Origin of the sequence: Mesorhizobium sp. M8A.F.Ca.ET.218.01.1.1 (genome assembly GCF_004791165.1) — a bacterium.
GTDB lineage: Bacteria > Pseudomonadota > Alphaproteobacteria > Rhizobiales > Rhizobiaceae > Mesorhizobium.
The window spans coordinates 1,254,941-1,281,429 of record NZ_SRUZ01000001.1 but is presented as its reverse complement, the minus strand read 5'-3'; the positions used below and the strand labels follow the sequence as shown (position 1 = coordinate 1,281,429).

General features: G+C 64.9%; 32 protein-coding genes. 15 read left to right on the top strand and 17 right to left on the bottom strand.

Translation table 11 applies throughout. The features are described from left to right. Positions 1 to 14: 14 nt before the first annotated feature. Both EN861_RS06195 and EN861_RS06190 read right to left on the bottom strand, forming a co-directional pair. Positions 15 to 992: a threonine/serine dehydratase gene (locus EN861_RS06195; protein ID WP_135862910.1), complete on the bottom strand. Its 978-nt coding sequence runs from the start codon at positions 990 to 992 to the stop codon at positions 15 to 17. A gap of 291 nt (positions 993 to 1,283) precedes the next feature. Next, positions 1,284 to 1,607, bottom strand: a complete 324-nt coding sequence (locus EN861_RS06190; protein WP_127280438.1) for a hypothetical protein — start codon at positions 1,605 to 1,607, stop codon at positions 1,284 to 1,286. 174 nt (positions 1,608 to 1,781) lie between these two features. Here EN861_RS06190 and mbfA point away from each other — a divergent pair, with 174 nt between their 5' ends. Continuing rightward, positions 1,782 to 2,765: an iron exporter MbfA gene (gene mbfA / locus EN861_RS06185; protein ID WP_127280439.1), complete on the top strand. Its 984-nt coding sequence runs from the start codon at positions 1,782 to 1,784 to the stop codon at positions 2,763 to 2,765. Between the two features lie 168 nt (positions 2,766 to 2,933). On the opposite strand, the gene EN861_RS06180 is transcribed toward mbfA, so the two are convergent. After that, entirely contained in the window at positions 2,934 to 3,278 is a 345-nt protein-coding gene (locus tag EN861_RS06180) for an antibiotic biosynthesis monooxygenase (protein WP_135862906.1), read from the bottom strand. Beyond that, a complete protein-coding gene (locus EN861_RS06175; protein ID WP_127279421.1) occupies positions 3,275 to 3,607 on the bottom strand; it encodes an NIPSNAP family protein in 333 nt (110 codons plus the stop codon). The genes EN861_RS06180 and EN861_RS06175 overlap by 4 nt, the downstream gene beginning before the upstream one ends. A 161-nt stretch (positions 3,608 to 3,768) precedes the next feature. Between EN861_RS06175 and EN861_RS06170 the strand changes: the two genes are divergently transcribed. Beyond that, positions 3,769 to 4,443, top strand: coding sequence for a winged helix-turn-helix domain-containing protein (locus tag EN861_RS06170; RefSeq protein ID WP_135862904.1), 675 nt, complete (start codon positions 3,769 to 3,771; stop codon positions 4,441 to 4,443). 66 nt (positions 4,444 to 4,509) lie between these two features. On the opposite strand, the gene ligD is transcribed toward EN861_RS06170, so the two are convergent. From ligD to EN861_RS06150, 4 genes are all read right to left on the bottom strand, one after another. Next, a complete protein-coding gene (gene ligD, locus EN861_RS06165) occupies positions 4,510 to 7,032 on the bottom strand; it encodes a DNA ligase D (protein WP_135862902.1) in 2,523 nt (840 codons plus the stop codon). 9 nt (positions 7,033 to 7,041) lie between these two features. Beyond that, positions 7,042 to 7,914 (bottom strand): Ku protein, encoded by an 873-nt coding sequence (locus EN861_RS06160; RefSeq protein WP_135862900.1) that lies wholly within the window; start codon positions 7,912 to 7,914, stop codon positions 7,042 to 7,044. 109 nt (positions 7,915 to 8,023) lie between these two features. Further along, positions 8,024 to 8,530 (bottom strand): ferritin-like domain-containing protein, encoded by a 507-nt coding sequence (locus EN861_RS06155; protein WP_135862898.1) that lies wholly within the window; start codon positions 8,528 to 8,530, stop codon positions 8,024 to 8,026. Positions 8,531 to 8,534: 4 nt separating this feature from the next. Next, positions 8,535 to 8,774 (bottom strand): hypothetical protein, encoded by a 240-nt coding sequence (locus EN861_RS06150; RefSeq protein ID WP_135862896.1) that lies wholly within the window; start codon positions 8,772 to 8,774, stop codon positions 8,535 to 8,537. Between the two features lie 151 nt (positions 8,775 to 8,925). Between EN861_RS06150 and EN861_RS06145 the strand changes: the two genes are divergently transcribed. The 3 genes from EN861_RS06145 (at position 8,926) to EN861_RS06135 (ending at position 11,187) form a co-directional block, all read left to right on the top strand. Continuing rightward, positions 8,926 to 9,066, top strand: coding sequence for a hypothetical protein (locus tag EN861_RS06145; protein WP_013892047.1), 141 nt, complete (start codon positions 8,926 to 8,928; stop codon positions 9,064 to 9,066). A 500-nt stretch (positions 9,067 to 9,566) separates the two neighbouring features. Continuing rightward, positions 9,567 to 9,935, top strand: a complete 369-nt coding sequence (locus EN861_RS06140; RefSeq protein ID WP_127279426.1) for a YciI family protein — start codon at positions 9,567 to 9,569, stop codon at positions 9,933 to 9,935. A gap of 7 nt (positions 9,936 to 9,942) precedes the next feature. Further along, positions 9,943 to 11,187: an RNA polymerase sigma factor gene (locus tag EN861_RS06135; RefSeq protein ID WP_135863011.1), complete on the top strand. Its 1,245-nt coding sequence runs from the start codon at positions 9,943 to 9,945 to the stop codon at positions 11,185 to 11,187. A gap of 31 nt (positions 11,188 to 11,218) precedes the next feature. Here EN861_RS06135 and EN861_RS06130 read toward each other — a convergent pair whose 3' ends face one another. From EN861_RS06130 to hrcA, 6 genes are all read right to left on the bottom strand, one after another. Next, positions 11,219 to 11,845 carry a glutathione S-transferase family protein gene (locus tag EN861_RS06130; protein WP_135862894.1) on the bottom strand — a complete coding sequence of 209 codons (627 nt, stop codon included), beginning with the start codon at positions 11,843 to 11,845 and terminating at the stop codon, positions 11,219 to 11,221. A 289-nt stretch (positions 11,846 to 12,134) separates the two neighbouring features. After that, complete coding sequence (gene cysK / locus EN861_RS06125; protein WP_127871084.1) at positions 12,135 to 13,115, bottom strand: cysteine synthase A; 981 nt, start codon at positions 13,113 to 13,115, stop codon at positions 12,135 to 12,137. Between the two features lie 176 nt (positions 13,116 to 13,291). Further along, the gene (locus EN861_RS06120; RefSeq protein ID WP_127277915.1) at positions 13,292 to 13,909 is read right to left on the bottom strand and encodes a LysE family translocator; all 618 of its coding nucleotides are present in this window, start codon (positions 13,907 to 13,909) and stop codon (positions 13,292 to 13,294) included. A 115-nt stretch (positions 13,910 to 14,024) separates the two neighbouring features. Then, the gene (locus EN861_RS06115) at positions 14,025 to 15,374 is read right to left on the bottom strand and encodes a sorbosone dehydrogenase family protein (protein WP_135862892.1); all 1,350 of its coding nucleotides are present in this window, start codon (positions 15,372 to 15,374) and stop codon (positions 14,025 to 14,027) included. Between the two features lie 86 nt (positions 15,375 to 15,460). Next, positions 15,461 to 15,658, bottom strand: coding sequence for a hypothetical protein (locus EN861_RS06110; RefSeq protein ID WP_127277913.1), 198 nt, complete (start codon positions 15,656 to 15,658; stop codon positions 15,461 to 15,463). Between the two features lie 38 nt (positions 15,659 to 15,696). Further along, on the bottom strand, positions 15,697 to 16,779 hold the full coding sequence (gene hrcA / locus EN861_RS06105; RefSeq protein WP_127277912.1) for a heat-inducible transcriptional repressor HrcA: 1,083 nt from the start codon (positions 16,777 to 16,779) through the stop codon (positions 15,697 to 15,699). A 194-nt stretch (positions 16,780 to 16,973) separates the two neighbouring features. On the opposite strand from hrcA, the gene rph reads away from it, so the two are divergent. The 5 genes from rph (at position 16,974) to EN861_RS06075 (ending at position 20,497) form a co-directional block, all read left to right on the top strand. After that, positions 16,974 to 17,690 carry a ribonuclease PH gene (gene rph / locus EN861_RS06100; protein ID WP_127277911.1) on the top strand — a complete coding sequence of 239 codons (717 nt, stop codon included), beginning with the start codon at positions 16,974 to 16,976 and terminating at the stop codon, positions 17,688 to 17,690. A gap of 183 nt (positions 17,691 to 17,873) precedes the next feature. Then, complete coding sequence (locus EN861_RS06090; RefSeq protein WP_127871087.1) at positions 17,874 to 18,284, top strand: VOC family protein; 411 nt, start codon at positions 17,874 to 17,876, stop codon at positions 18,282 to 18,284. Further along, positions 18,284 to 18,931, top strand: coding sequence for an RdgB/HAM1 family non-canonical purine NTP pyrophosphatase (gene rdgB / locus EN861_RS06085; protein ID WP_127277909.1), 648 nt, complete (start codon positions 18,284 to 18,286; stop codon positions 18,929 to 18,931). The genes EN861_RS06090 and rdgB overlap by 1 nt, the downstream gene beginning before the upstream one ends. Further along, entirely contained in the window at positions 18,928 to 20,106 is a 1,179-nt protein-coding gene (gene hemW, locus EN861_RS06080) for a radical SAM family heme chaperone HemW (RefSeq protein WP_127277908.1), read from the top strand. The genes rdgB and hemW overlap by 4 nt, the downstream gene beginning before the upstream one ends. A gap of 67 nt (positions 20,107 to 20,173) precedes the next feature. Further along, positions 20,174 to 20,497 (top strand): low molecular weight protein tyrosine phosphatase family protein, encoded by a 324-nt coding sequence (locus EN861_RS06075; protein ID WP_135862887.1) that lies wholly within the window; start codon positions 20,174 to 20,176, stop codon positions 20,495 to 20,497. 55 nt (positions 20,498 to 20,552) lie between these two features. Here the strand turns inward: EN861_RS06075 and EN861_RS06070 are convergent, their stop codons facing one another. After that, on the bottom strand, positions 20,553 to 20,741 hold the full coding sequence (locus EN861_RS06070; RefSeq protein WP_127871090.1) for a hypothetical protein: 189 nt from the start codon (positions 20,739 to 20,741) through the stop codon (positions 20,553 to 20,555). 7 nt (positions 20,742 to 20,748) lie between these two features. Continuing rightward, positions 20,749 to 20,934 (bottom strand): hypothetical protein, encoded by a 186-nt coding sequence (locus EN861_RS06065; protein ID WP_127871091.1) that lies wholly within the window; start codon positions 20,932 to 20,934, stop codon positions 20,749 to 20,751. A 208-nt stretch (positions 20,935 to 21,142) separates the two neighbouring features. Between EN861_RS06065 and rsmI the strand changes: the two genes are divergently transcribed. Together rsmI and EN861_RS06055 are read left to right on the top strand one after the other, a co-directional pair. Then, positions 21,143 to 22,045 (top strand): 16S rRNA (cytidine(1402)-2'-O)-methyltransferase, encoded by a 903-nt coding sequence (rsmI, locus tag EN861_RS06060; protein ID WP_135862885.1) that lies wholly within the window; start codon positions 21,143 to 21,145, stop codon positions 22,043 to 22,045. After that, positions 22,038 to 22,415 carry a YraN family protein gene (locus EN861_RS06055; RefSeq protein ID WP_135862882.1) on the top strand — a complete coding sequence of 126 codons (378 nt, stop codon included), beginning with the start codon at positions 22,038 to 22,040 and terminating at the stop codon, positions 22,413 to 22,415. The genes rsmI and EN861_RS06055 overlap by 8 nt, the downstream gene beginning before the upstream one ends. Positions 22,416 to 22,668: 253 nt before the next feature. Here the strand turns inward: EN861_RS06055 and EN861_RS06045 are convergent, their stop codons facing one another. Continuing rightward, positions 22,669 to 23,475, bottom strand: coding sequence for an undecaprenyl-diphosphate phosphatase (locus EN861_RS06045; protein ID WP_135862880.1), 807 nt, complete (start codon positions 23,473 to 23,475; stop codon positions 22,669 to 22,671). 171 nt (positions 23,476 to 23,646) lie between these two features. On the opposite strand from EN861_RS06045, the gene EN861_RS06040 reads away from it, so the two are divergent. Genes EN861_RS06040 through EN861_RS06030 form a run of 3 tightly spaced genes read left to right on the top strand, consistent with a single transcriptional unit; the run spans position 23,647 to position 26,391 of the window. After that, positions 23,647 to 24,339 carry a glutathione S-transferase family protein gene (locus EN861_RS06040; protein ID WP_015314714.1) on the top strand — a complete coding sequence of 231 codons (693 nt, stop codon included), beginning with the start codon at positions 23,647 to 23,649 and terminating at the stop codon, positions 24,337 to 24,339. Then, positions 24,320 to 25,474, top strand: coding sequence for a tRNA epoxyqueuosine(34) reductase QueG (queG, locus tag EN861_RS06035; RefSeq protein WP_135862876.1), 1,155 nt, complete (start codon positions 24,320 to 24,322; stop codon positions 25,472 to 25,474). The genes EN861_RS06040 and queG overlap by 20 nt, the downstream gene beginning before the upstream one ends. Continuing rightward, positions 25,471 to 26,391: an SDR family NAD(P)-dependent oxidoreductase gene (locus EN861_RS06030; RefSeq protein ID WP_135862874.1), complete on the top strand. Its 921-nt coding sequence runs from the start codon at positions 25,471 to 25,473 to the stop codon at positions 26,389 to 26,391. The genes queG and EN861_RS06030 overlap by 4 nt, the downstream gene beginning before the upstream one ends. The last annotated feature ends 98 nt before the right edge of the window (positions 26,392 to 26,489 follow it).

The following is a 26,489-nucleotide window of genomic DNA, read 5'->3' as shown; positions in this document are numbered from 1 at the left end:
AATGACCGACGCCTCTAAGCCGCCGCCATGATCTCGGCATAGGTGCCGAAATCGACATTGCCGCCGGAGAGCACCACGGCGACGCATTTGCCGGCAAGGTCTATCTCGCCCGACGACAGCGCCGCCAGCCCGACGCAGCCGCCGGGCTCGACCACCAGTTTGAGATGGGCCATGGCGTCGCGCATCGCCTGCGCGGTCGCTCTATCGGAAACCGCAATGGCGCCGGCGAGGTTGCGGCGGTTGATCTCGAAGGTGATGGCGCCCGGCTCGGCGGTGAGGATGGCGTCGCAGATCGAACTGTAACCCGGCTCGTTCGAGACCCTGGCGCCCGCTGCCAGCGAGCGGCGCGTGTCGTCGAAATGCTCGGGCTCGACCGCCCAGATCGCGGTGCCGGGCGAGGCATCCTTGACCGCAACGGAAATGCCGCTGGTCAGGCCGCCACCGCCGCAGGGAATGACGACCGCGTCGAGCCTGACGCCGAGCGCCCGCGCCTGCTTCACCAGCTCCAGTCCGATCGTGCCCTGGCCGGCAATGATGGCCGGGTCGTCGAAGGGCGGCACCAACGCCATGCCCTTGTCCAGATAGGGACGGACCACCGTCATGCGGTCGTCCTTGAAACGGTCGAAGGGCACCACCTCCGCTCCCATCTTGCGGACATTGGCGATCTTCATGTCGGGCGCATCCGCCGGCATGGCGATGACCGCCTTGACGCCGAACATGGCGGCGGAAGCCGCCACCCCTTGCGCATGGTTGCCCGAGGAAAAGGCGACGACGCCACGGGACCGCTCTTCCTCGCTCAGTGACGACAGCTTGTTGTAGGCGCCGCGGAACTTGAACGACCCGGTGCGCTGCAGCGTCTCCGGCTTGAACAGGATGCGGCCGCCGAAGCGCCGGTTCAGCTCCTGCGATTCGAGCAACGGGGTCTCGACGATCAGGCCATAGAGGCGAGCGGCGGCGGCGTGGATGTCGGCGATGCCGGGAGGGATGGTCATGGCGGGTCCTGGTGATGCGATCCGGTCATGGTGCACGGAAAGGCTTGCGCGATGCCAACGAAAAAATGTGACAGGGACAAAGTTGGTGAGTCAGAACGGCGGGCGGTGCTGCCCCTCACCTGCCTGCCGGCATCCTCTCCCCGTATAGTGACAGGGAGAGGGGCGCTTGCCGCCGAGGTCAGCTGTTTTCTCCCCGTCACTATACGGGGAGAAATGCCCGGCAGGGCAATGAGGGGTGGCGCTAGCCTTGGCAATTGGCCGCGTCCTGCCCCAAGGGCCCTTAGCCCAATCCTAACCCAGCAACGTCCGCTGCCGTTTGCTCCCGCCCAGCTTGCGCCAGCCGTTGAACCGATGCGTGGCGGCGGCGAACGAGATCTTCATCTGCTGGGCCACCGTATAGCGTGACTTGCCTTCGTCGAACATGCGGTAGCAGCACTCGACGCCTTCCTCGGTCAGCTTGCCGTCCGGCGCCTTGTTGTGTGGATTGGCGGGGTCGAATTTCTCGACCTGCTGCTCGACCAGGCCCTTCAGGCGCTGCAGGTCGGCCTCGATGCTGGCGATGAGATCGAGGACCGGTTTCGGATCATAGGCGTGCGGAGGCGTCTTTGCCGTCATCAGCTCGTTCCTTTTTATGGCTTGGCTCCAGATATAGGCGAACATTCACTGATAATGAAGAGCGATACCCAGACCGGGGCTTCAACTATTCTTGAACCGCCGGCCAAGCGCGCGATTGACCACGGACGCCGTAAACCTTAGTTTAGAACCATTCTAAACTAGGATGATTTTCTCATGCTTTCCCGTGTTTTCGGCTTCGGCCGCCGCCCCTTCGAATCGCTCTCCGAACAGGAGATCCTGGCGCTGGCCATTTCATCGGAGGAAGATGACGGGCGCATTTACCGGGCCTATGCGGACGGGCTGGCCGAGACTTTCCCGCAGTCGGCCAAACTGTTCGAAGCCATGGCCGAGGAGGAAGACGGCCATCGCGACTCGCTGATCGAACTCTTCCGCAAGCGCTTCGGCGAGCGCATTCCGTTGATCCGCCGTGAACATGTGAAGGGCTATTATGAGCGCAAGCCCGACTGGCTGGTGCGGCCGCTCGGCGTCGAGGCCGTGCGCCGCCAGGCCGAGGCGATGGAGCGACAGGCCTATCTGTTTTATGTCGAGGCGGCCAAGCGCACCACCGACGCCTCGACCCGCAAACTGCTCGGCGACCTGGCCGCGGCCGAACAGGGCCATGAAAGCTCGGCTCATGCGCTGGAGCAGACGCACGTACCGGGCGATGTGAAGGACGAAGAGGCCGCCGCCGAACAGCGTCAGTTCATCCTGACCTACGTGCAGCCCGGGCTGGCTGGTCTGATGGATGGATCGGTCTCGACGCTGGCGCCGATCTTCGCCGCCGCCTTTGCGACCCATGATACCTGGCAGACCTTTCTGGTCGGGCTGGCCGCCTCGATCGGCGCCGGCATTTCAATGGGCTTCACCGAGGTCGCTTCCGACGACGGCAAATTGTCGGGCAGGGGCTCGCCGGTAAAACGCGGCATCACCACCGGCGTCATGACGTCCGCGGGCGGGCTCGGCCACGCGCTACCCTACCTCATCCCGCATTTCTGGACGGCCACCGCCGTTGCCGCCGTGGTGGTGTTCTTCGAATTGTGGGCCATCGCCTTCGTCCAGAACCGCTACATGCAGACCCCGTTCCTGCGCGCCGCCTTCCAGGTGGTGCTGGGCGGCGCCCTGGTGTTCGCGGCCGGCGTGCTGATCGGGAATGCGTGAGGCGCGCTTCTTCCTTCCCCCCTTGTGGGGGAAGGTGGCCTCGCGAAGCGAGGTCGGATGAGGGGTGTTCCAGGGAACACCAACGTGTCACTCCGCTGGAACACCCCTCATCCGTCTCGGCGCTGACGCGCCGATCCACTTTGTCCCACAAGGGGAGAAGGGAAGGCGCTACCCATTCACCGCCCGGCTGTCCGCCGGCGCCTCGTCCCTCTCGGCCAGCCCGTAGTCCCGCACCACATGGGCGATCCGCAATCTATAGCCGGCAAAGATACCGCCGCGCCCGGCCTGCTGCGCCTGCCGGTGTTCTTCCGTATTGCGCCAGGCCTTGACCGCCTCCTCGTCGCGCCAGAATGACAGCGACAGCATCCGGTTCTGGTCGGCCAGGCTCTGGAAGCGCTCGACGGAAATGAATCCATCGATGCCGTCGAGCAGCGGACGCAACTCGGCGGCGATGCCGAGATAAGCCTCGCGCCGGCCTTCCGCGGGCTGCACCTCGAAGATGACGGCGATCATACCTTCACCAGCGGCGCGTGCGGGCCGGACGCCAGTTTCAGGAACATGCGGTCCTCCTTGAGGATGAATCGTTCGCGGCGGGCGAACTCGTAGTTTGCCTTGCCGGCGGGGTCGGCGGCAAGCCGGGCGCGATAGGCTTCGTAGGCCGCCAGGTTTTCGATGTTGTAGGCGGCATAGGCCGTCGTGGCCGAGCCCTCGTGCGGCGCGAAATAGCCGATCAGATCGGCGCCGCAGCGCGGAATGGCCTGGCCCCAATTGCGGGCATATTCCTCGAAGGCGGCCTTGCCGAACGGGTCGATCTCATAGCGGATGAAGCAGGTGATGGTCATCTCGGTCTCCTCGGGGTTTGCAACGACGGTTCGAGGGCGGTCGAAACGTCACGCGCATCTCTGTGCTAGTCAGTCTGGTGTCAGGAGCCATCATGCCAGCTCCTTGAACTGGGCCGAGAATACTGGTTATCTGACAAGAATGTTTCGATGAGGATCAAACCATGCGCGAAGGACCCGATATTGCCCGCATCGCCAGCCTGGTCGGCGATCCGGCCCGCGCCAACATGCTGAACGCCCTGATGGGCGGCACGGCATTGACCGCGAGCGAACTGGCGCTGGAGGCCGGCGTGTCGTTGCCGACCGCGTCCTCGCATCTGTCGAAACTGATGGAGGGCGGACTGCTGACCGTGGCCAGCCAGGGCCGGCATCGCTATTACGGTCTGGCCGGCCCGCAAGTGGCCGGCATGATCGAAGCCATCACCGGCGTGGCCGAAGCCGTCGGCCCAAAGCGCGTGCGGCCGGGCCCCCGCGACGGCGCGATGCGCATCGCGCGCGTCTGCTACGATCATCTTGCCGGCGAACGGGCCGTTGCGATGCTGGATCGTCTTGTCGACAAGAACATATTGGTCCGCGACGGCCAGGAGATCAGGCTCGGCCCGTCCGCGGCCTCGCACTTCGCGGCGATCGGCATCGATGTCTACACCAAGCCTAGGCGGCCCGTGTGCCGCGCCTGCCTCGACTGGAGCGTGCGGCGCTCGCACCTCGCCGGCACGCTGGGCGCCGCCATCCTCGACAAGATCCTTGCCGAGAAATGGGCACGCCGCGAGAAGGACAGCCGCGCGGTGGTATTTTCGCCGCCGGGCAAGCAGGCGTTCGAAAGGGTGTTTTTGGGATAAGAGGTCGGCGGCGCTCATTTTCGCAAAGCCGGCGGGACAGCGCCCCCCGGCGTCGAAAGTGTCGAATTACCCCCGCTTCAAAGCCTTCCCCTGCCTGAAAAAGTCCTTCCAGGGATCGGCTTCCGCCAGCTTCGCCAACGTCGTCTTGTCGCCGATCGGGAAGGCGTTCGGCGCCAGGCCGGCCTCGATCTCGGCCCAGGTCACCGGCATGGACACCGTCGCGCCCTTCTTGGCCCGTGAGGAGTAAGGTGCGACGGTGGTCGCGCCGCTGCCATTGCGCAGATAGTCGACGAAGATTTTTCCCGTACGCGCCTTCTTCGACAGCGTCGCCGTGTAGCGGTCGCGGGCACCCTGCTCCAGCGCCCTGGCGAAATCATGGGCGAAGTCTTTGACTTCGGCCCAATCCGCCGACGGTTTCAGCGGCACGACGACATGAAAGCCCTTGCCGCCCGAAGTCTTGACGAAATTCGGCAACGACAGCTCGTCGAGCTTGCCCCTGATGTCGAGCGCCGCCTCGCGCACCGCCTTCACATCGACGCCCTCATCGGGGTCGAGGTCGAAAACGATCTGGTCCGGCTGTTCGAGCTTGTCGATCATGCAGCCCCAGATATGGATCTCGACCACACCATACTGGACGAGCGCCGCGACCCCGTCGAAATCCCGGATGAACAGGATTTCCTCGCCATCCCCGGGGTCCCTCATCCGGGCGATCTTGTCGCTCATTCCGGGGGAGGCGTGTTTCTGGAAGAAGCGCTGCCCGCCAACGCCGTCCGGTGCGCGCACCAGGCTTAGCGGCCGGTTGACGACGAACTGTTCCATGCGCGGCCAGACCAGCGCGTAATGGTCGAGCAGGTCCTGCTTCGATATCTTCTCGTCGGGCCACAAAAGCTTGTCGGGATGGGAGAGCTTTACGGAGGTCGTCATCCCGCCGGCAGGCCTACCGGCGCTGCTTGCCGCCGGCTTGGCCTTTGCCGGGCCCTTGCCTGTCGCTGGCTTGCCTGTCGCCGCCTTTGGCTTTTCCTGCACGACTTCCTCCGCCGGCTTGTCCTCGCGCAGCCCCTGGAACGAAGCATGGCGTATTATACGGTCCGAGGTCCAGCTGCGAAACTCCACTTCGCCGACCAGTTCCGGCCTGACCCAGACAAGGCCCTTGCCCTTCGGCACCGCCGCATCGAAGGGCGAGGCGTCCGCCGTCAGCGCATCGAGCCTCTTCTTCAGGTCGTTGGCGCCCTTGGTGGAGAAGCCGGTGCCGACCCGGCCGGCATAGTGCAGGCGGCCGTCTTCGTAATAGCCGACCAGCAGCGAACGCAGGCCGCGTCCGGTCTTGTCAGACGGCAGATAGCCGCCGATGACGAATTCCTGCCGCGCCGTGCACTTCGATTTGACCCATGCCGGACCGCGCCCGCCGCGGTAGGGCGCATCGGAGCGTTTTGAGACGACGCCTTCCAGCCCCATGCGGCAGGCATGTTCCAGCATGATCTTGCCGGGTTCGGCAAAATGGTCGGAGAAACGCACCGCCGCATTGTCGGCCTGCTCGCCGAGCAGGTCCTGCAAGGCCTGCTTGCGCTCGACCAGCGGTTCCCGCCGCAAATCCTTGCCGTCGAGCCGCATCAGGTCGAACACATAGTAGATGAACCGGTTCGTCCGCTTCGCCGACAGATCCTGCTGCAGCAGCGCGAAGGACGACACGCCGCTGTCGGCCAGCACGACGATCTCCCCGTCGATGATGGCATCGCTGCATTTCAGCCCGGCGAGTTCGGCCGCGATCTCGCCGCCGAATTTTTCCGTCCAGTCGAGGCCGGTTCGGGTCAAGAGCCGCACGTCGGTGCCGGCGATCTGCGCCTGCATGCGATAGCCGTCGAACTTCACCTCATGCAGCCAGTCCTGGCCCGACGGTGCGTCCCGCTCCAGCGTGGCGAGCTGCGGTTCGATGAAGTCGAGTTTCCTGGCCCCGGCCTTGGCCTTGCCGGTGGCCGGCTTGTTCGAGTGCCAGACTTTGGGTTTCTCGCCCTTGGCCGCCTTGCCTTCGCCGACCTCCTCGATCGTCAGGCCTGATTTCACCGACTTCGGCTCGTCGTTGAGAATATCCTCGCCGGGGCGCGCGGCGGCATCGTCGGACTTGATCAGCAGCCAGTTGTCTCGTTTTTCGCCCGGGCGCGGCCGCAGCCGCACCAGATGCCATTTGCCACGCAGCTTGTGGCCCTCGAGTTCGAAGTTGATGTGCCCCTTCTTCATCATCTTCGCGGGATCGTCCTCGGGCGTCCAGGTTCCTTCGTCCCAGACGAGCACCGAGCCGCCGCCATATTCGCCCTTGGGGATGGTGCCTTCAAAGCCGGCATAGTCGATGGGATGATCCTCGACATGCACGGCCAGCCGCTTTTCGTGCGGGTCGAGGCTAGGACCGCGCGTCACCGCCCAGCTCCACAGCACGCCGTCATGCTCGAGGCGAAAATCGTAATGCAGCCTTGTCGCGGCATGCTTCTGGATCACGAAGATGCCGCCGCCCTTCTGCCCGCGCGTAACCTTGCCGGCCGGCTCCGCGGTCTTCTTGAAGTCGCGCTTCGAATGATACTGTTCGAGGCTTGCCATCTCGTATCCTCAGGCCGATTTGCGCTTCGGCGCAACGCTTTTCGCCTTGGCGCTTTTGGTCGCCGGCTTGGCTTTCGCCTGGGATGATGGTTTCGACGGGCCGGAGTCCGACGAGAGGCTCTTCTTCAGCGCGTCGAACAGATTGACGACGTTGGAGGGCTTGGGAGCGGCCTTGGCCTTCGGCGCCTTGTGCCCCGCCTTCTTGGCGCGGATCAGTTCGAGCAGGGCGTCCTCATATTTGTCCTCGAATTTCGACGGATCGAACTTCGCCTTCTTCTTGTCGATGATGAGTTCGGCGAGATCGGTCATCTCCTGGTCGGTCTTCACCGCCTTGATGTCGCCGAAGACGCTTTCCGGCTGGCGCACCGTGTTGTCGTAGCGCAGCGTCGTCAGCACCATGCCCTTGCCGAGCGGCTCGATGACCACGGGCCGTTCGCGGCTGTACAGAACGATGCGGGCAAGCCCCGCCATCTTCTTGCCCGCCATGGCGTCGCGGATGACGGCGAAGGCCTCTTCCGAAACCGTGTCGGCCGGCGCGACATAGTAAGGCGTGTCGAGATAGATCTGCTCGATCGAGGCCTTGTCGACGAAGCCGTCGAGGCTCATCGTGTGCGAGGATTCGATCTGCACCGCCTCGATCTCGTCCTCCTCTATACGGACGAAATCGCCCTTGTCGATCTCGTAGCCCTTGATCTCGTCGCCGTCCTCGATCGGCTTGCCGGTCTCGGCATCGACGTAGATCCGCTTCACCGTATTGCCGGTCTTGCGGTTGAGGATGCGGAACGAGACCTTCTCGGCATGGGTGACGACATTGGTCAGTTCGATGGCACACGTGACCAGCGAGAGCTTCAGATAGCCTTTCCAGGCCGGGCGCGGCGCCATGATGATTTCCCCTTGAGAAAGATCAGCTGGAACGGACGACCACCCCGCTCGGTTCCAACGCGATCCGGCCGGGGCCGGCGCGATTGCCGCCGGCCCCGGCTGTCTGCCCCTATTCGGCGGCTTGCAGGTTGATCTTGCTTTCCGCCATTTCGGTCAGCTTGCGATCCGTCGCCTGCTCTTCCTTGAGGTTCTTGGCCAGCACGTTGGCGCAGTCGCTGCGGCCGAGCTGTTTGGCCCAGGCGATCAAGGTGCCGTAGCGGGTCATCTCATAGTGCTCGACGGCCTGGGCGGAAGCGATCAGCGCGGCGTCGAGAACATCCTTGTCATCGACATCGCTGCTGACGTCGTCGGCCTCCTCGAGAATGCCGTCAATGGCCGGGCAATTCACCGGCTTGGCCTTCACGCCGTGCAGCTCGAACACCTCCTCGACGCGTTCGATATGGCCCTTGGTCTGTTCGAGATGTTTTTCGAAGCCGGCCTTCAATTGCGGATCGGTTGCCTTGCCGATCATCTTCGGCAACGCCTTCTCGATCTGCTTCTCGGCATAATAGATATCGCGCAGCGTGTGCACGAAGAGATCGTCCAGTGTTTTGATGTCCTTCGAAAAGAAGCCCATGATTTCAGCCTTTCCATTGCTCTTGCTTGTGGCGGGAGTCCGGCCTGCCGGCAGGCAGCACCTGTGAGCCGGCAATGCCGTGATCCCAACGTCCGTTGCCCGGGCCGGTTCCGGTCCCACCGGCCATCGGCAAGGAAATTCCAAGGACGGTTCGAAAGTTGAAACAAAAGCGCGCCAAGGCGACATTCAAACGAAACATATGTGATGCAAAAGTCACACCAGCAGAAATGACGACAAGGAGCACCGAAACACCCCGAATCAGCCGCATTCCGGCCACGAAGCGACGGGTTTTCGACCAAAAATTAACATCGCGTTCACTGAGTATTCACGCCTTGATGCTATCGTTCTCGCAATTCGGAAGGGACATCCGAAAATCGGGACAGGGACCGGGTAAAATGAACTTCCTCACGCACCTCATCGGCTATGCCGCCGCCATCCGCGAATTCGTCGCGCCGACCTATCGGCCCGAGCGCTACTACATGCGCGGCCCCGGTCCGGCCTGCGCCCGTCGCGGCACCTCGCTGGGCGCGCACTGACCATGACTTTCGAGAGCCGCCACAACAGCCGCATCTGCAGGCCGGGTGCCTCGTCCCGCGCCACGACCTATCGCGCCGAACGTCCGGCCTTCGCCGGCAGACAGCGTGCGACATCGCCGCGTCTTTGAGACCGCCATCGGCTGGCTTAGTGTCACAGGACATAAGCAGCCGAGGCCAGCGTGACCGACCGTCCCAAGCCGCCTTCCCCATCCTTTGATGCAAGCCATCCGTGTACAGCTTCCAGCCATTGCCGGTGGCGCCGGAGGGCGAGCATGACGCGACGCCGCGCGCCCATTCTGGGCGCATAAATCCACCAGCCATCTCACCGCACCTTCCGGCGGCTCCATGCCGGCCCCCGAGCCCTTGAATCGCATGCCCGCTTGCACAAGGCGCGGCCGGAGACGAAAGTTTTTTCCGCAACCTGTCGAAATCGGCCACCGCCGCGCGACATACGTCTGGCCCCGCAAGGACGCGGCCCTCGAAACCACGGGAGAAGACCCATGCGATACATGCTTTTGATCAACAACGACGAAGCCGCGCTGGCGAACACGCCGATCGAGAAAGCCCAGCAGATGAGCGCGGCCTATGCCGCCTATACCGAGGCGTTGAAGAAGTCCGGGGCGTGGCTGGCCGGCGAAAGGCTGCGTCCGACCCAGGCGACCACCTCGGTGCGGATCGCCGACGGCAAGACCAACGTGATCGACGGCCCCTATGCCGACACCAAGGAGCAGCTTGCCGGTTTCTACATGATCGAGGCGGCCGACATCGATACCGCCATCGACTGGGCGGCACGCTGTCCGGCGGCCAGCACCGGCACGGTCGAGCTGCGGCCGATCTGGGAAATGGCCGACTATATGCCCAAGAAGTGACGGCGTGATGGACAGTCGCCCGGAGATCGCCCGGGCGGTCGCCGAGGCCGCCGCCCGGCAGAGCTATGGCAAGCTGGTCGCCTGGCTCGCCGCGCGCACGCGCGACGTGGCCGCCGCCGAGGATGCGCTGGCCGACGCCTTTGCCGCGGCGCTCGAACGCTGGCCGCGCTCCGGCGTGCCTGAAAAGCCGGAAGCCTGGTTGCTCGCCGTGGCCAGGCGGCGGCGTGTCGATGCGGTGCGGCGGCGGCTGACCAGCGAAGCCGGCCGTGACCATCTCAAGCTGATTGCCGAGGAGACGGAGGCGCGCATGACCGACGAGGACCTGCCCGACGAACGATTGCGGCTGATGTTCGCCTGCGCCCATCCGGCGATCGAACCCGGCGTGCGGGCGCCGCTGATCCTGCAGACCATCCTCGGCTTCGATGCCGCCACGATCGCTTCCGCCTTCCTGCTCTCGCCGGCCACGATGGGCCAGCGCCTGGTGCGCGCCAAGAGCCGCATCCGCGAGACCGGCATTCCGTTCCGCGTGCCGGAGCGGGCCGAACTCGGTGAAAGGCTGGATGCGGTGCTGGAGGCGATCTACGCCGCTTTCGCCGAGGGCTGGTCAGATCCGACCGGTACCGAGACGCGGCACCGCAACCTCGCCACCGAAGGCATCTGGCTCGGCCGGCTGGTGGCCTCGCTGCTGCCGGACGAGCCGGAGGCGCTGGGCCTGCTGTCGCTGATGCTGTTCGCCGAGGCGCGCCGCGCGGCGCGTCGCGACACGGCCGGAGACTATGTGCCGCTCGCCGAACAGGACCATGCATTGTGGGATCATGCCCTGGTCGACGAGGCCGAAGCATGTCTTCGCGGCGCCGCCACCAAGGGCGTCATCGGCCGCTACCAGCTGGAGGCGGCCGTGCAGTCCGTCCATGCGGCGCGGCGGCTCACCGGTCGCACCGACTGGATCGCGATTCGCGAACTCTACGACGCGCTGTTTTCGATCGCGGGATCGCCGGTGGTGGCGATCAACCGCGCGGTGGCGATCGCCGAGACCGAGGGCGCGGTGGCGGGGTTGGCCGCCCTTTACGTGCTGGGTGACGACAAGCGGCTCAACGGCTATCAGCCCTACTGGGCCGCGCGTGCCGGTCTCCTGGCCAGGCTCGGCCAGGGACCGCAGGCGGTCGAGGCCTATGATCGCGCGATCGGCCTCGAGCGCGATCCGGCGGTGCGCCGCTTCCTGCAGGCAAAACGCACCGCGCTCATACAGTGAGGTCGTGCGCGCGGGCGGCTTTTTCGGCCGATCAGACCGGCCACATCTCGTGCGAGGTGTTGAGCGTCTTCATAAGCGGGTGCTGGCGCAACCGCGCCCACAGGCGTTCGATATCAGGCCAGGCCGCCCGCGCCCTGTCGATGTCGGGATGCCAGGCCACCAGCATGACGAGATAGATGTCGGCCAGCGACATCTTATCGCCGACGAGCCAGTCGCGGCCGCGCAAGGCGGCATCGACGACTGCAAAACCACGGTCCATCTCGGCGACCGCCGCCTGTTTCACCGCCTTCGTACCCTCGGCATCCGCCGTGTAGCGATGGGCATAGTAGAGCCGCAGCACCGCCGGGTAGAGCACCGAGGACATGAACGCCATCCAGCGCAGGAACTCCGCGCGCGCCGGTTCCTCGGCCGCCGGCGCCAGGCCGGCCTGTGGGTGGCGTTCGGCGAGCAGGATGCAGATCGCCGCCGATTCGGTGACCGAGCGCCCGTCCGGCAAGGTCAGCACCGGCACCTGGTTCAACGGGCTGATGGCGAGAAAGGCCGGATCGGGCGCCTCGTTCTTCGGCACGTCGATCTGTTCGAAAGGCGCATCGATCAGCGCCAGTGCAGCCTCGACGACGAAACCGCCGCTGCCGGGGCGCGTGTAGAGCTTGTACATGAAATCCTCCCCCGGCCCGAACCAGGGCCGCTGGAGGTTTGCACCGGAGCAGCGGTCTGCTCAAGTCGGGTACGGCGCGCCACGGCAGGTTTTTCTGCGGGCCAGGCTCACGGGGCCTTTCCTTCTCCCCTTGTGGGAGAAGGTGGCCTCGCGAAGCGAGGTCGGATGAGGGGTGCTCCAGGGACCACCAACGTCTCACTCCGCTGGAACACCCCTAATCCGTCTCGGCGCTAACGCGCCGATCCACCTTCTCCCACAAGGGAAGAAGGAAAGACGGGAGTTCGAAACCCTAAGCCCCAAGCCCCTCGAACAGGATCGTCGACAAATAGCGCTCGGCGAAATCGGGGATGACCACGACCAGGGTCTTGCCCTTGTTCTCCGGCCGCGAACCGACGACGATCGCTGCCTGCAGCGCCGCGCCCGACGAGATGCCGACCGGCACGCCCTCGAGGCGGGCGATGAGGCGCGCATTGGCGACGGAATCCTCGTTCGAGACCTTGACGATCTCGTCATAGACCGTGGTGTCGAGGATCTTGGGCGCGAAGCCGGCGCCGATGCCCTGGATCTTGTGCGGGCCGGGCTGGCCGCCCGACAGCACCGGCGAGGCATCCGGTTCGACGGCGACTACATGCAGCGCGGGCTTGCGCTTCTTCAACACCTGGCCGACGCCGGTGATGGTGCCGCCTGTGCCGATGCCGGCGACGAAGATGTCGATCTCGCCCTGCGTGTCGTTCCAGATTTCCTCCGCTGTCGTCTTGCGATGGATTTCCGGATTGGCCGGGTTTTCGAACTGCTGCGGAATGATGGCGTTGGGGATCGTCGCGGCCAGTTCGTCGGCCTTGGCGATGGCGCCCTTCATGCCTTTCGGGCCTTCGGTCAGCACCAGTTCGGCGCCGAGCAGCGCCAGCATCTTGCGGCGCTCGACCGACATCGTCTCCGGCATGGTCAGGATCAGCTTGTAGCCCTTGGCGGCGGCGGCGAAGGCCAGCGCGATGCCGGTGTTGCCCGATGTCGGTTCGATCAGCGTGGTCTTGCCGGGCGTGATCTTGCCGGCTGCCTCCAGCGCCTCGATCATCGCCACGCCGATACGGTCCTTGACCGAGGCGATCGGATTGAAGAATTCGAGCTTGGCGACCAGATTGGCGACGATGCCCTTCTCCTTGGCGAACTTGTCGAGCCGTACCAGGGGCGTGTCGCCGATCGTGTCGGTGATGGAGTTGTAGATGCGGCCGCGGCCGGGCACGCGGGCGGAGGTAACGGGCTTGTTCATTGGTTTCGCTCCCTGGATTTCAGCAATTGGCAGTAGCCGACAGAATAGGGCTTTCAACCGCGCAAGATAGGCTGCGGCTCGAAAATATCCGAGGGGGGCGTGTGCTGAAAACGCCTGGCCCTCGGAAAAGCATTTCTCGAAACAGCCGGGCCACGGAATGGTTTGGCCGAAACGACCTACTGACGAGCAGCGATCGCCGCCGCCGCGCCAACCATGAAGGCGCCGGCGGTGCGGTTCAGCACCTTGAGCGCGCGCGGCGACTTCAGGAACCAGCGTGCCTTGGCGGCGAGCGCCAGGTAGGGCACCAGCACGACGAACAGGACGACGACCGTCAGCGCGACGAGAATGCCGTAATCGGCAAGCGTGATCGTCTTCAGGTCGACGATGGTCGGCGTGATGGCGAGGTAGAAGATCATGGTCTTTGGATTGCCGAGCGTCACGGTGAGGCCGGCGGCGAAGCTCGACGGCAATCCGCCCTTGCCCTTCCTGGCTTCGATGGTTTCGGGTGTGATACCGGCGGTCCAGAAGCGCCAGCCGAGGAAAGCGAGATAGGCGACGCCGGCCCATTTGATCGCCAGGAAAACCATGCCGAACTCCTGCGCCACGAAGGCGAGGCCGAGCACCACGGCGGTCAGATAGATGAGGTCGCCGAGCATCAGGCCGAAGGACATGGCGAGCGAAGAGCGAAAGCCCGAGCCGAGCGCACGCGCGACCAGGGCGGTGATGCCGGGGCCGGGAATGGCGGCGGCGATGCCGAGAGCGGCGCTGTAGGCAAGGAACCCGGTGAGGGTCATGGTGTCGGCGTCCAAGGGCGAGTATGCCCTTGTCGCACGAGGCGGGCTCCGGGAGAACGCCCTGCGCGCGGGATTCGCTTACACCAGACGGCAATGGTCCGGCCGCAAGGACGGGTCAGGATCGGCCGCCGCTATAAGTCACGCGCCAGATCGTGCCGTTGCCGTCTTCGCTCACGATCAACGATCCGTCGCCGGCCACCGCCACGCCCACGGGCCGGCCCCAGACCTCGCCATTGGAGGCGACGAAGCCGGTCATGAAATCCTCATATTCCCCGGTCGGCTTGCCGTCCTTGAACAGGAGGCGGACGATCTTGTAGCCGGTCCTGTTGCCGCGGTTCCAGGAGCCGTGCAGGGTCACGAAGGCATCGCCTCGATACTCCGGCGGAAAGCTTTTGCCATCATAGAACGCGATGTTGAGCGGCGCCGAATGCGCCTGCATCAGCACGTCGGGAATATCAGCCTTGCCGGCGAGGTCGGGGCGCTCGCCCTTGTGGCGCGGGTCCTCATTGTTGCCGATGTAATACCAGGGCCAGCCATAGAAGGCGCCTTCCCTGACCGATGTCGCGTATTCGGCCGGCACATTGTCGCCGAGTGCGTCGCGTTCGTTGACGACGCACCACGGCGCGCCGGTTGCCGGCTGCACGGTCATGCCCGAACAGTTACGCAGCCCGGTGGCGACGACGCGGCCGTTCTTGCCGTCGGGGTCGAAGGCTCGCACCTCGGCCCGGCCCGCTTCGGAACCCCAACTGGCGCCGAGCGGCTTCGACTTGACCCAGGCATCGAGCCCGCCTCTGGGTCTTTTGCCCATATCCTCGGCGACATTCGAGCCGGAGCCGACGGAGAGGTAAAGTGTCTTGCCGTCGGGCGAGAAGGCGATGTCGCGCGTCCAGTGGTGATTCGCCGGAATGTTGTCGACGATGGTTTGCGGGTCACCCGAGGCCTTCAGGTCGCCATTGCGATAGGCAAAGCGCACGATGCTGTCGCTGTTGGCGACATAGACCCATTGCGGGTCGTTGCCCAAGGGATAGAAGGCAATGCCATAGGGCTGGTTGAGGCCGCCGGCGAAGATGCCGTTTTCGGCGGGTTTCGCGCTGTCCTTCGTCAGGCGATAGACGCGGATCTGGTTGGCTTCGCTGTCGGCGACGAACAGGTCGCCGTTCGGCGCGACGCGCACGACGCGTGGATTGTCGATCCCCGAGGCGATCAGCTCGGCCGAAAACCCGGACGGCAGGCGTGGCTTCGCATTCGCCGGCATGTCGACAATGCCTGCGCCGTTCGAGGCGGATTTGGTGGCATAGGGTTTAGGCAGGTCTTCCGGCTTGATCAGCCGGCGTACACCGGGCCTGTCCGCCCGCCAGTCGCCGAAAGCCGCCGCGCCTTTGAGCGCAGGCTGATCGGCCTGCTGGGCGAGAGCCGCGGTCGTGAGAAACAGTGCGGACATCGCCAGTCCGGCCAATCGCATCATTTCCTCCACTCGATCGTGAAGGAAATTAACGATCGGTCTGTCCCTGGGTTCCGTCACGCACGATGGTTCGAAGCAAACGTCAGGAATCAGGTCCCGGCAGCGTAAAAATCGTCATCCAGGCGTTTTTCCAGGGCAACGAGATCGGCGGGCAACGGCAGGCCCATGGCGCGCATTTCGCGCAGTTTTTCGCGCAGCTGTTCCTGAATTTCGTGCTGGTCCTCCGGCTGGTTGACCATCTCTTCGAGCAGCAGACTGATCTGGGCCTTGAATGATTCCAGCGCCATTCTTTTTCTCCTTTGCGGCCTGTCTCGATTTTAGGACCTTAGCGCAGCATGCGGGAAATCAGCTGCGCCGTGTAATCCACCATCGGCACGATGCGGGCATAGTTGAGCCGGGTCGGGCCGATGACGCCGAGGGCGCCGACGACGCGCGCGTCCTTGTCGCGATAGGGCGCCACCACCAGCGATGAGCCCGACAGCGAAAACAGCTTGTTTTCCGAACCGATGAAGATGCGCACGCCCGATCCCTCCTCGGCGAGGTCGAGCAGCTGGATCAGCCCGTCCTGCGTCTCCATGTCCTCGAACAGGTGGCGCAGCAATTCGATGTCGGCCTGGGCGGTGACGTTTTCGAGCAGATTGGCGCGGCCGCGCACGATGAGCCGCGCCGGCAGGCCGCTTTCGGCGCCCGCCCACACCGCCAGTCCCTTCTCGACGAGGTCCTGCGACAGCGTGTCGAGCGCCGCCCTCGTCTCTTCCTTGATGCGGGCGATCTCGGTGCGCGCCTCGGCCAAAGTGCGGCCGCGAATATGCGCATTGAGGAAATTCGAGGCCTCGTGCAGTTGCGAGACCGTGATGCCGGCCGGCAGGTCGACGACGCGGTTTTCGACATCGCCGTTCTGCGACACCAGCACGGCCAGCGCCTTGGTCGGCTCCAGCTGGATGAATTCGATATGCTTCAGCGCCACCTCGTTCTTGGCGGCCAGCACCAGGCCGGCGCCGCGCGACATGCCCGACAGCATCTGGCTGGCCTCGGTCAGCATGTGCTCCAGCGTCGCGCCCGAGCCGGAGGCCCGCACCTGCGCCTCGATGGTGCGGCGCTCCTCGTCGGAGAGGTCGCCGAGCTCCATGAACGCGTCGACGAAGAAGCGCAGGCCGGCCTGCGTCGGCAGACGCCCGGCCGAAATGTGCGGCGCGTAGATCAGCCCGAGATGCTCGAGGTCGCTCATCACGTTGCGGATGGTGGCCGGCGACAGCGAGGACGGCAGGATGCGCGACAGGCTGCGCGAGCCCACGGGTTCGCCATCCCTGAGGTAGGAATCGACGATGCGCCGGAAGATGTCGCGCGAGCGCATGTCGAGCGATTGAAGCGCGGGCGACCGCGACGCGGGATCGACTGCCTTGGTCATTGCGGCCAAAAAACCTCCGGCTCAAGGATATAGACTTCCGTTACCCGCGCGCAACCCGGTGTCTGTGTCAGATCACCCGGTGTCTGTGCCAGATCACCCGGTGCCGGATCGCTCGGCCATTTTCCTTTGCGCCATGGGCTTGGTGGGGCTACAAGCCGGCCACGATTCCGAAAAATGACTGGAAAGAAGCCTGAATGCGCCCCTCCAAACGCCAATTCGACGAAATGCGCGCCATCTCCTTCGAGCGCGGCGTCTCCAAGCATGCCGAAGGCTCGTGCCTGGTGAAATTCGGCGACACGCATGTCCTGTGCACCGCGAGCCTCGAGGAAAAGGTGCCGGGCTGGATGCGCAATTCCGGCAAGGGCTGGGTCACGGCCGAATACGGAATGCTGCCGCGCTCGACCGGAGAGCGCATGCGCCGCGAGGCTTCCGCCGGCAAGCAGGGCGGCCGCACGCTGGAAATCCAGCGCCTGATCGGCCGTTCACTGCGCGCCGTGGTCGACCTGCAGGCGCTGGGTGAACAGCAGATCACCGTCGACTGCGACGTCATCCAGGCCGATGGCGGCACCCGCACCGCTTCGATCACCGGCGGCTGGGTGGCGCTCCATGACTGCCTGCGCTGGATGGAAGCGCGGCAGATGGCCAGCGTTTCGAAGGTGCTGAAGGATCATGTCGCCGCGATTTCCTGCGGCATCCATGACGGCCAGCCGGTCATCGATCTCGACTATATCGAGGATTCCTCGGCCGGCACCGACGCCAATTTCGTCATGACCGGCAAGGGCGGCATCGTCGAGATCCAGGGCACCGCCGAGGGCGAGCCCTTTTCAGAGGCGCAGTTCGCGGACTTGATGGGATTGGCCAAGAAGGGCATTTCCCGGTTGGTCAGCCTGCAGCAGATGGCGGTGGCGTAGGATTTTGATGCCGAGTCCAGGCGCCCCCCTCTGTCCTGCCGGACATCTCCCCCACGAGGGGGGAGATTGGCAGTTTGGCTGGGCGTGCCTGCCCTTCAACGTTGAAAAGTGGCGAAAGCGACTGATACAGCCAATCTCCCCCCTCGTGGGGGAGATGCCCGGCAGGGCAGAGGGGGGCGCCTCGTGACACCTTCCGCAATCCTGGAATCGGCCCTCTACGTCACCGACCTGCCTGCCGCCGAGCGCTTCTACACCGACATCCTCGGCCTCATCCTCCTCGGCAAGGTGGAAGGCCGCCACCTCTTCTTCCGCTGCGGCCCGTGCGTTCTGCTCATCTTCAACGCCGAGGCGACCAAAATTCCGCACGCACCGGACGCGAAGCTGAAAGTACCGCCGCACGGCGCGGTTGGCGAAGGCCATCTGTGCTTTGCCGCAACCGCCGCTGAAATCGACGGCTGGAAAGCCCATCTTCAAGCGAAGAAAATCGCCATCGAAAGCGAATTCGAATGGCCGCAAGGTGGCCGTTCGATCTATATACGCGACCCCTCGGGCAATTCGATCGAGTTCGCCGAGCCGAGAATCTGGGGCCTTTGATGCATTCACTCCATGGCAAGAAGATCGTCGTCGCCAGCCACAATGAAGGCAAGCTGCGCGAATTCGCCGACCTGATGGGTCCGTTCGGCTTCGAGGCGAAGTCGGCCAAGGAGTATGGCCTGCCCGAACCGGACGAGACCGGCACCACCTTCGAGGAAAACGCCTACATCAAGGCCTTCGCGGCCGCGAAGGCGACCGGCCTGCCGGCGCTGTCGGACGATTCCGGCCTCTGCGTCGACGCGCTCGATGGCGCGCCAGGCGTCTACACCGCCAACTGGGCCGAGACGCCGGAAGGATCGCGCGATTTCGCCATGGCCATGCAGCGCACCGAAGTGGCGCTGCAGGAAGTCGGCGCGGCCACGCCCGAACGGCGCACCGGCCGCTTCGTCGCCGTCATCTGCCTCGCTTTTCCCGACGGCGAGGCCGAATATTATCGCGGCGAGGCCGAGGGCGCTCTGGTCTGGCCGCCGCGCGGCGAACTCGGCTTCGGCTACGATCCGGTATTCCTGCCCAATGGCTTCGACAAAACCTTCGGCGAGATGAATGCGGAGGAAAAGCACGGCTGGAAGCCAGGCCAGGCGACGGCGCTGTCGCATCGCGCCCGCGCCTTCCAGAAATTCGCGCGCGCTCGGCTTGGTTCGGAATGATCGGGTCCAGCACCACCATGGCGCTCGACCGCAGTCCCGGCTTCGGCGTCTACGTGCATTGGCCGTTCTGCGCGGCCAAGTGCCCCTATTGCGACTTCAACAGCCATGTCCGCCACCAGCCGGTCGACCAGGAGCGCTTTGCCGCCGCATTCGAGGCCGAGCTTGCGACGATGCGCCAGCGCACCGGACCGCGCGAAGTGACCAGCATCTTCCTCGGCGGCGGCACGCCGTCGCTGATGAAGCCGGAAACGGTGGCCAGGGTTCTGGACGCGGTGGCCAAGAACTGGACGGTGCCTGACGGTATCGAGGTGACGCTCGAGGCCAACCCGTCCTCGGTCGAGGCGGAGCGGTTTCGTGGTTACCGGATCGCGGGGGTCAACCGCGTCTCGCTCGGCGTGCAGGCCCTGAACGACAAGGATCTGCGCTTCCTCGGCCGGCTGCACAATGTCGAGGAAGCCCTGCACGCCATCGGGCTCGCGCGCGAAATCTTTCCGCGCCTGTCCTTCGACCTGATCTATGCGCGCCCGGGACAGACGCCCGAGGATTGGCAGGCGGAACTCGAACAGGCGATCGGCCATGCCGCCGACCATCTGTCGCTTTACCAGCTGACCATCGAGGAAGGCACGCCTTTCCATGCGCTGCACGCGGCGAAGAAATTCACCATTCCCGACAACGACCACGCCGCCGACCTCTATGCGCTGACGCAGGAGATCACGTCGGCGCATGGTTTGCCGGCTTATGAGATTTCCAATCACGCGCGGCCAGGCGCCGAGAGCCGGCACAATCTGACTTACTGGCGCTACGGCGAATATGTCGGCGTCGGCCCCGGCGCGCATGGCCGCTTCGTCGAGAACGGCCATCGGGTGGTGACGATTGCTGAGAGAATGCCGGAAACCTGGGCCAACCTGGTCGAGGCCAAGGGCCATGGCATAACCGGCGGCGAGCTCCTGACTCGCTCCGAAGAGGCCGACGAATTCCTGCTGATGGGGCTCAGGCTCGCCGAAGGCATCGACCTCACCCGCTACGAAGCGTTTTCCGGGCGCGGCCTGTCGAGCGCGCGGCTGTCGGTGCTGCAAGGCGAGGGGCTGGTGGCGCCGATCGGCAACACGCGGCTGCGCGCCACGCCCGCCGGCATGATCGTGCTCGACGCCGTGGTGGCGGACCTGGCGCGCTGAGCATGATCCCGAAAAGTGGGACCCGGTTTTCCGACAAGATCATGCTCACACTGAAAAGCACCACTCATTGAAAAACATCCTCTTCGTCTGCAGTCAGAACCGCTTGCGCAGCCCGACCGCCGAGCAGGTGTATTCCACGCGGCGCGACATCGAAGTCGCCTCGGCCGGCACCAATCATGATGCCGATACGCCGCTGACGCACGAACTGGTCGCCTGGGCCGACATCATTTTTGTCATGGAGAAAACCCACCGCACGAAGCTGCAGAAGAAATTCAAGGCCAGTCTGAAGGCGGCCAAGGTGATCTGCCTCGATATTCCGGACGACTACGAATTCATGGACCCGGAGCTGATCGAGCTTCTGAAAGCGCGCGTTTCACGATATCTGGACTGAGCGCCTGGCCCAGCGTTCGCCACCTTGGGCGGCCGCCTCGCCGATCTGAATCAGATCAGGCGTCGTGTTTGTGGCGGTGCTTTCCGCGCTCTTTCTCGGCGTGCGCCTCGCCGTTCCGGACTGGCTTTGCGTTGTCCTTGTCGCGGCGGCCACGGTGCTGGTCGCCCAAAGAGGGCAGGGGTGCGCCGTTGCGGGCGTTTTTCGTTTCAAGACGGGTGATGAAGATATCGAAGCGATTGGGCATCGTCCGGTCAGTGCTCCGTCGTGCTGTCGGGTTTGTTGTCGGAAAGTCTGACATTGGTCGGCAAGGCACTCGCGGCCTGCTTGGTCAGGCTGGTGTCGTTCCGGGCTGGCAGCCGCTTGTCCTGGCGTGCGGCAATCCGGCTGCGACCGGCATAGTAGGGCGCGAAAGCGTCCTGAATCGTCAGGCTGTCCATTCCTGTCCTCCCCAAGGGAATCAGGGGCTAAATCTGCCAAAACCGGTTTCGTTCCCTACTGTGGCGAAGGAATGGCGGCCACCTTACATCGGCGTGAGTTTTGCAAGCCGGCGCCAGCCATGCCAAACAAGTTTTGGCAGGCCAAACAAGTTTTGGCAGGCCAAACAGGATTTGGCAGGCCAAACAGGCTTGAACGGAGACGGCATCGGTGACTGGCGAGACGGGCAAGCGCAGCTATGTGGTCGGGCAGACCGAAATCGCGGCCCGCCCGCTCGATCCGGCGCTTTATCTGGTGGCGACGCCGATCGGCAATCTGGCCGACATCACGCTGCGCGCGCTGGAGACGCTGGCCGCCGCCGACATCGTCGCCTGCGAGGACACGCGCGTGTCGCGGGTGCTGCTCGACCGCTACGGCATCCGCCGACGCACCACGGCCTATCACGAGCACAATGCCGGCGAGGCGGGGCCGAAGTTGATCGCGGCACTTGCGGCAGGACAGAGCGTGGCGCTGATTTCCGATGCCGGCACGCCGCTGGTTTCCGATCCCGGCTACCGGCTGGTCGGCGAGGCGCTCGACCAGGGCATTCGCGTCGTACCGATTCCCGGCCCGTCGGCGCCGCTTGCCGCGCTGACGGCGTCGGGCCTGCCGTCCGACGCCTTCCTGTTCGCCGGCTTTTTGCCGGTCAAGGTTGGTCAGAGGCTGTCGCGGCTGGAGGCGCTGAGGGCGGTACCGGCGACGCTGATATTCTTCGAATCACCGCGCCGGCTGGCCGAATCGCTCGGCGCCATGGTCGAGGCGCTGGGCGGCGAGCGCAAAGCCGCCATCGGCCGGGAACTGACCAAGACATTCGAGGAAATCCGCACCGGCACGCTGCGGGCGCTTGCCGATCATTACGCGGCGGCGGACACGCCGAAGGGCGAGATCGTCGTCTGCATCGGCCCCGCCGAGGCCAAGGCCGACGAACCGGAAGACATCGACCGCCTGCTTTTGTCGCTTGCCGCTGAAATGCCGGCCTCCAAGGCGGCGGCGGAAGCCGCGAAAATGACCGGCGGCCAGAAGCAGGCGCTCTACCGGCGGCTGCTCGAACTTAGAGAAGGCCGCGATGGTTGAGCGCCCGAGCGCCAGCCGTCAAAAGGCCTACCGGCGCGGCCATCGCGGCGAATGGCTGGCGGCTGTAGCGCTGATGCTGAAAGGCTACCGGATCCTGGCGCGCCGCCATCGCACCCGCTTCGGCGAGATCGACCTGATCGCCCGGCGCGGCGATCTGGTGCTGTTCGTCGAGGTCAAGGCACGCCGCACGCTGATCGAGGCCATGGAGGCAATCGGCCACGAATCGGAGCGCCGCATCGAGGGCGCGGCCGACATCTGGCTGTCGCGCCAGCCGGACTATGGCAGGCTGTCGATGCGCTTCGACATGGTCGCCGTGCTGCCCTGGCGTTGGCCCGTGCATGTCCCGAATGCGTTTTATGGGAGGAGCTAGGCTCGTTGCCGGAGGCAATCCATTCGTTGAAGTTAGTGCTGCCCCTCATCGCCCTGCCGGGCACTTCTCCCCGTATAGGGACGGGGAGAAGGGAGATGGCCGCAGCGACGGCGACCTTCCTGCAATCGTTGTAGTTGGCGAAATCGCCGATGACAGCGCCCCTCTCCCCGTCCCTGTGCGGGGAGAGGATGCCGGCAGGCAGGTGAGGGGCAGCGCTAACGTTCGGCGGCTCCAACCGAACCGGTCGCTGCAATCACCCCCAGATCATCAGCGCCACCAGCCCGACGACACCCACCACCAGCCGCCACCAGCCGAACAGCGAGTAGCCGTTGCGCGAGACGTAATCGAGCAGGAGGCGCACCACGAACAGCGCCGTGACGAAGGCGGCGACGAAGCCTATGGCGATGATCGGCAGGTCGGCCGAGGTCAGCACGTTGCGGTTCTTGAACAGGTCGAAGGCGAAGGCGCCGACCATGGTCGGGATGGCAAGGAAGAAGGAAAATTCCGCCGCCGCCCGCTTGTCGACGCCCAGAAGCAGCGCGCCGACGATGGTCGAGCCCGAGCGCGAGGTGCCGGGGATCAACGACAGGCACTGGAACAGGCCGATCTGCAGGTAAAGCCGGGTCGGAAACCGCTCGACGTCGCGATAGACGGGCTTGAGGTTCATGCGGTCGACCACCAGCAGCACCACGCCGCCGATGATCAGCATGATGCAGATCAGTCGTGGCGATTCGAACAGCACCGTCTTGATGAAGTCGTGCGCCAGCGCGCCGATGATCGCGGCCGGCAGGAAGGCGATGAGGATGCCGATGACGAAATGCCGCGTCAGCCGGTCATGCGGCAGGTCGAGCAGCATCTGCCACAGCCGCCGGAAATAGACGCTCAGGATCGCCAGGATGGCGCCGAGCTGGATCAGGATCTCGAAGGCCTTGCCGGTCGACTGGAAGCCGAGGAAATGGCCGGCGAGCAGGATATGGCCGGTCGAGGACACCGGTATGAATTCGGTCAACCCCTCCAGCAGGCCGAGCAGCAGGGCTTCGACGATGGTCTGGCTTTCCATTTCTACCTCGGCATTGGCGTGATGGCTAACGGAATGGCTTGCTTGTCATGGCGCCGAAGTGCCCCTATAGGTCGCAACACCCCTGACGGCCCGCAAACCGGGCGGCCAAGACTTACCGGTGCGCCCGGCGATTCGCCAGTCCACACTCGTGCGCTTTATCATCGCGGAACCATGCTGACGCTTTTCCACCATCCCATGTTCGCCACCTGCCGCTTCGTCCGCCTCGCCTTTGGCGAGTATGGCGAGGAGCTGGCGCTGATCGAGGAAAAGCCGTGGACGCGGCGCAAGGAGTTCCTGGCGCTGAACCCGGCCGGCACGCTGCCGATCCTGCTGGCCGAGGGCGACGTGCCGATCATCGGCGCGACGGTGATCTCGGAATATCTCGACGAGACGCGCGGTGTGCTGAAGCGCGACAAGCGGCTGTTCGCCGAGGATCCGATGCAGCGCGCCGAAATCCGCCGGCTGATCGACTGGTATCTCAACAAGGCCGAAAGCGAGGTCACCCGCCACCTGGTGCGCGAGCGCGTGCTGAAGCCGGTGATGCCGGAAACCGCGGGCGGCGGCTCGCCCGATTCGGGCGCCATCCGCGCCGCGCGCGCCAACATCCGCCAGCACATGAAATACACCAACTGGCTGGCCGGCACCCGTCACTGGCTGGCCGGTGGCAGGGTCACCTATGCCGATCTCGCGGCCGCCGCGACGCTGTCGGTGCTCGACTATCTCGGCGAGATCGACTGGCGCGAACATCCCGCTGCGCGCGAATGGTACACGCGGGTGAAGTCGCGGCCTTCGTTCCGGCCGCTCTTGACCGACCGCGTGCGCGGCCTGTCGCCGGTGTCGCACTATGCGGACCTCGACTTCTGACGCGGCAAAACTGCGTGCGCTGATCGACGCGGAGGCACGGCGCGCCGGCTTCGATGCCGTCGCCGTCACCGCTCCCGATGCGATCCCGCTGGCGCCGGCCCGGCTTGCCGAATTCGTCGCCGACGGGTTTCATGGCTCCATGGCGTGGATCGCCGAGACGATCGCGCGCCGCAGCGAGCCTTCGACGCTTTGGCCCGACGTGCGCGCGATCATCGTGCTGGCCATGAATTACGGGCCTGACCAGGATCCGCGCGACGTGCTGGCCAGGCGCGATCGCGGCGCGATCTCGGTCTACGCGAAAAACCGCGACTATCACGAGGTGATGAAGGGCCGGCTGAAGGAGATCGCCGGCAAGATCGTCGCGCGCGCCGGCGGCGACGTCAAAGTCTTCGTCGATACGGCGCCCGTCATGGAAAAGCCGTTGGCCGAAGCGGCGGGCCTCGGCTGGCAGGGCAAGCACACCAATCTGGTCAGCCGCCAGCACGGCTCCTGGCTGTTCCTCGGCACCATCTTCACCACGGCAGAACTCGTACCGGACCGGGCCGAGATCGACCATTGCGGCTCCTGCCGCGCCTGCCTCGACGCCTGCCCGACCGATGCGTTCCCCGCGCCTTATAGGCTCGATGCGCGGCGCTGCATCTCCTACCTCACCATCGAGAACAAGGGGCCGATCCCGCATGAATTCCGCGAGGCGATCGGCAACCGCATCTATGGCTGCGACGACTGCCTCGCCGCTTGCCCGTGGAACAAGTTCGCCAGCGCCGCGTCCGAGGCCAAGCTCGCCGCGCGCGACGATTTGCGCGAGCCTGCGCTCGCCGACCTTTTGGCCCTCCACGATGCTGCCTTCCGCGCCTTCTTTTCCGGTTCGCCGATCAAACGCATCGGCCGCGACCGCTTTGTCCGCAACGTGCTGATTGCCGCCGGCAATTCCGGCGAGGCCGTGCTTGCCGGCATCGTCCGGGATCTGCTCGGCGACGCCTCGCCGCTGGTGCGGGGCGCGGCAATTTGGGCGCTGGCGCGGCTGGTGCCGGAAACCGAATATGCCGAACGGGCCGCGAACGGCCTGGAAACCGAGGACGACGCTGTGGTGCGCGACGAATGGCGCCTGGCGCGGCCAACCAGGACGCATGCATGAGCGAAAAACTGGTCTTCATCTTTGGCGCCGGCTATTCGGGCAAGGCTTTTGCCCGCGCCAACCCGGATGGTGCCAAGATCATCGGCACGACGCGATCGGCGGAGAAATTGGAGGCGCTGCGCCAGGCCGGCATCGCCCCGCTGCTGTTCGACGGTAAGTTGACGAGCGACATCGGCGAAGTGCTGGAGAAAACCACGCATCTGGTGATCTCGGTCGCCCCGGAAGACGCCGGCGATCCTGTGCTGAATGCCGCCCGCGAGGCAATCGCAGGGATGCCTGATCTGGAGTGGATCGGCTATCTCTCTACAGTCGGCGTCTATGGCGACTATGGTGGTGCCTGGGTCGATGAAACGGCCGTGTGCCGGCCGGTATCAAAGCGTTCGGTCATGCGGGTCGAGGCCGAGCAAGCCTGGCAGAAGCTCGGCCGGGAAATCGACCGGCCGGTGGCGATCCTGCGGCTCTCCGGCATCTACGGTCCGGGCCGCAACGCGCTGGTCAATCTGGAGAACGGTACCGCGAGGCGGCTGGTCAAGCCGGACCAGGTGTTCAACCGCGTCCATTGTAACGACATATCAGGCGCGCTCTGGCATCTGATCGCCGGCAATAGGGGTGGCATCTTCAACGTCACCGACGATGAGCCGGGACCGCCGCAGGATGTCGTCGCCTATGCCGCATCGCTGATGGGTATCGAGGCGCCGCCCGAAATTCCCTTCGAGACCGCCCAACTTTCGCCCATGGCGCGGTCCTTCTATGGCGAGAACAAGCGGGTCGCCAATGCAGCGCTCAAGGCGGCGGGCTATCGGTTTCGCTTTCCCGACTACCGAGCCGCTTTCGACCATATGTGGGCAAGCGGCGACTGGCGCGACGGCGCGCCGCGCAGCCCGATGAAGGGACAAGCAATTCCAGGAAAAGTGTGAAACGGTTTTCCGTCCGGAATTGCGCCAAAAGGTTAGAGCGATCGAAGCGTCGCATGTTGCGTGCTATGATTCGGGCTTGGGGTTTGGTGGGATCCGAT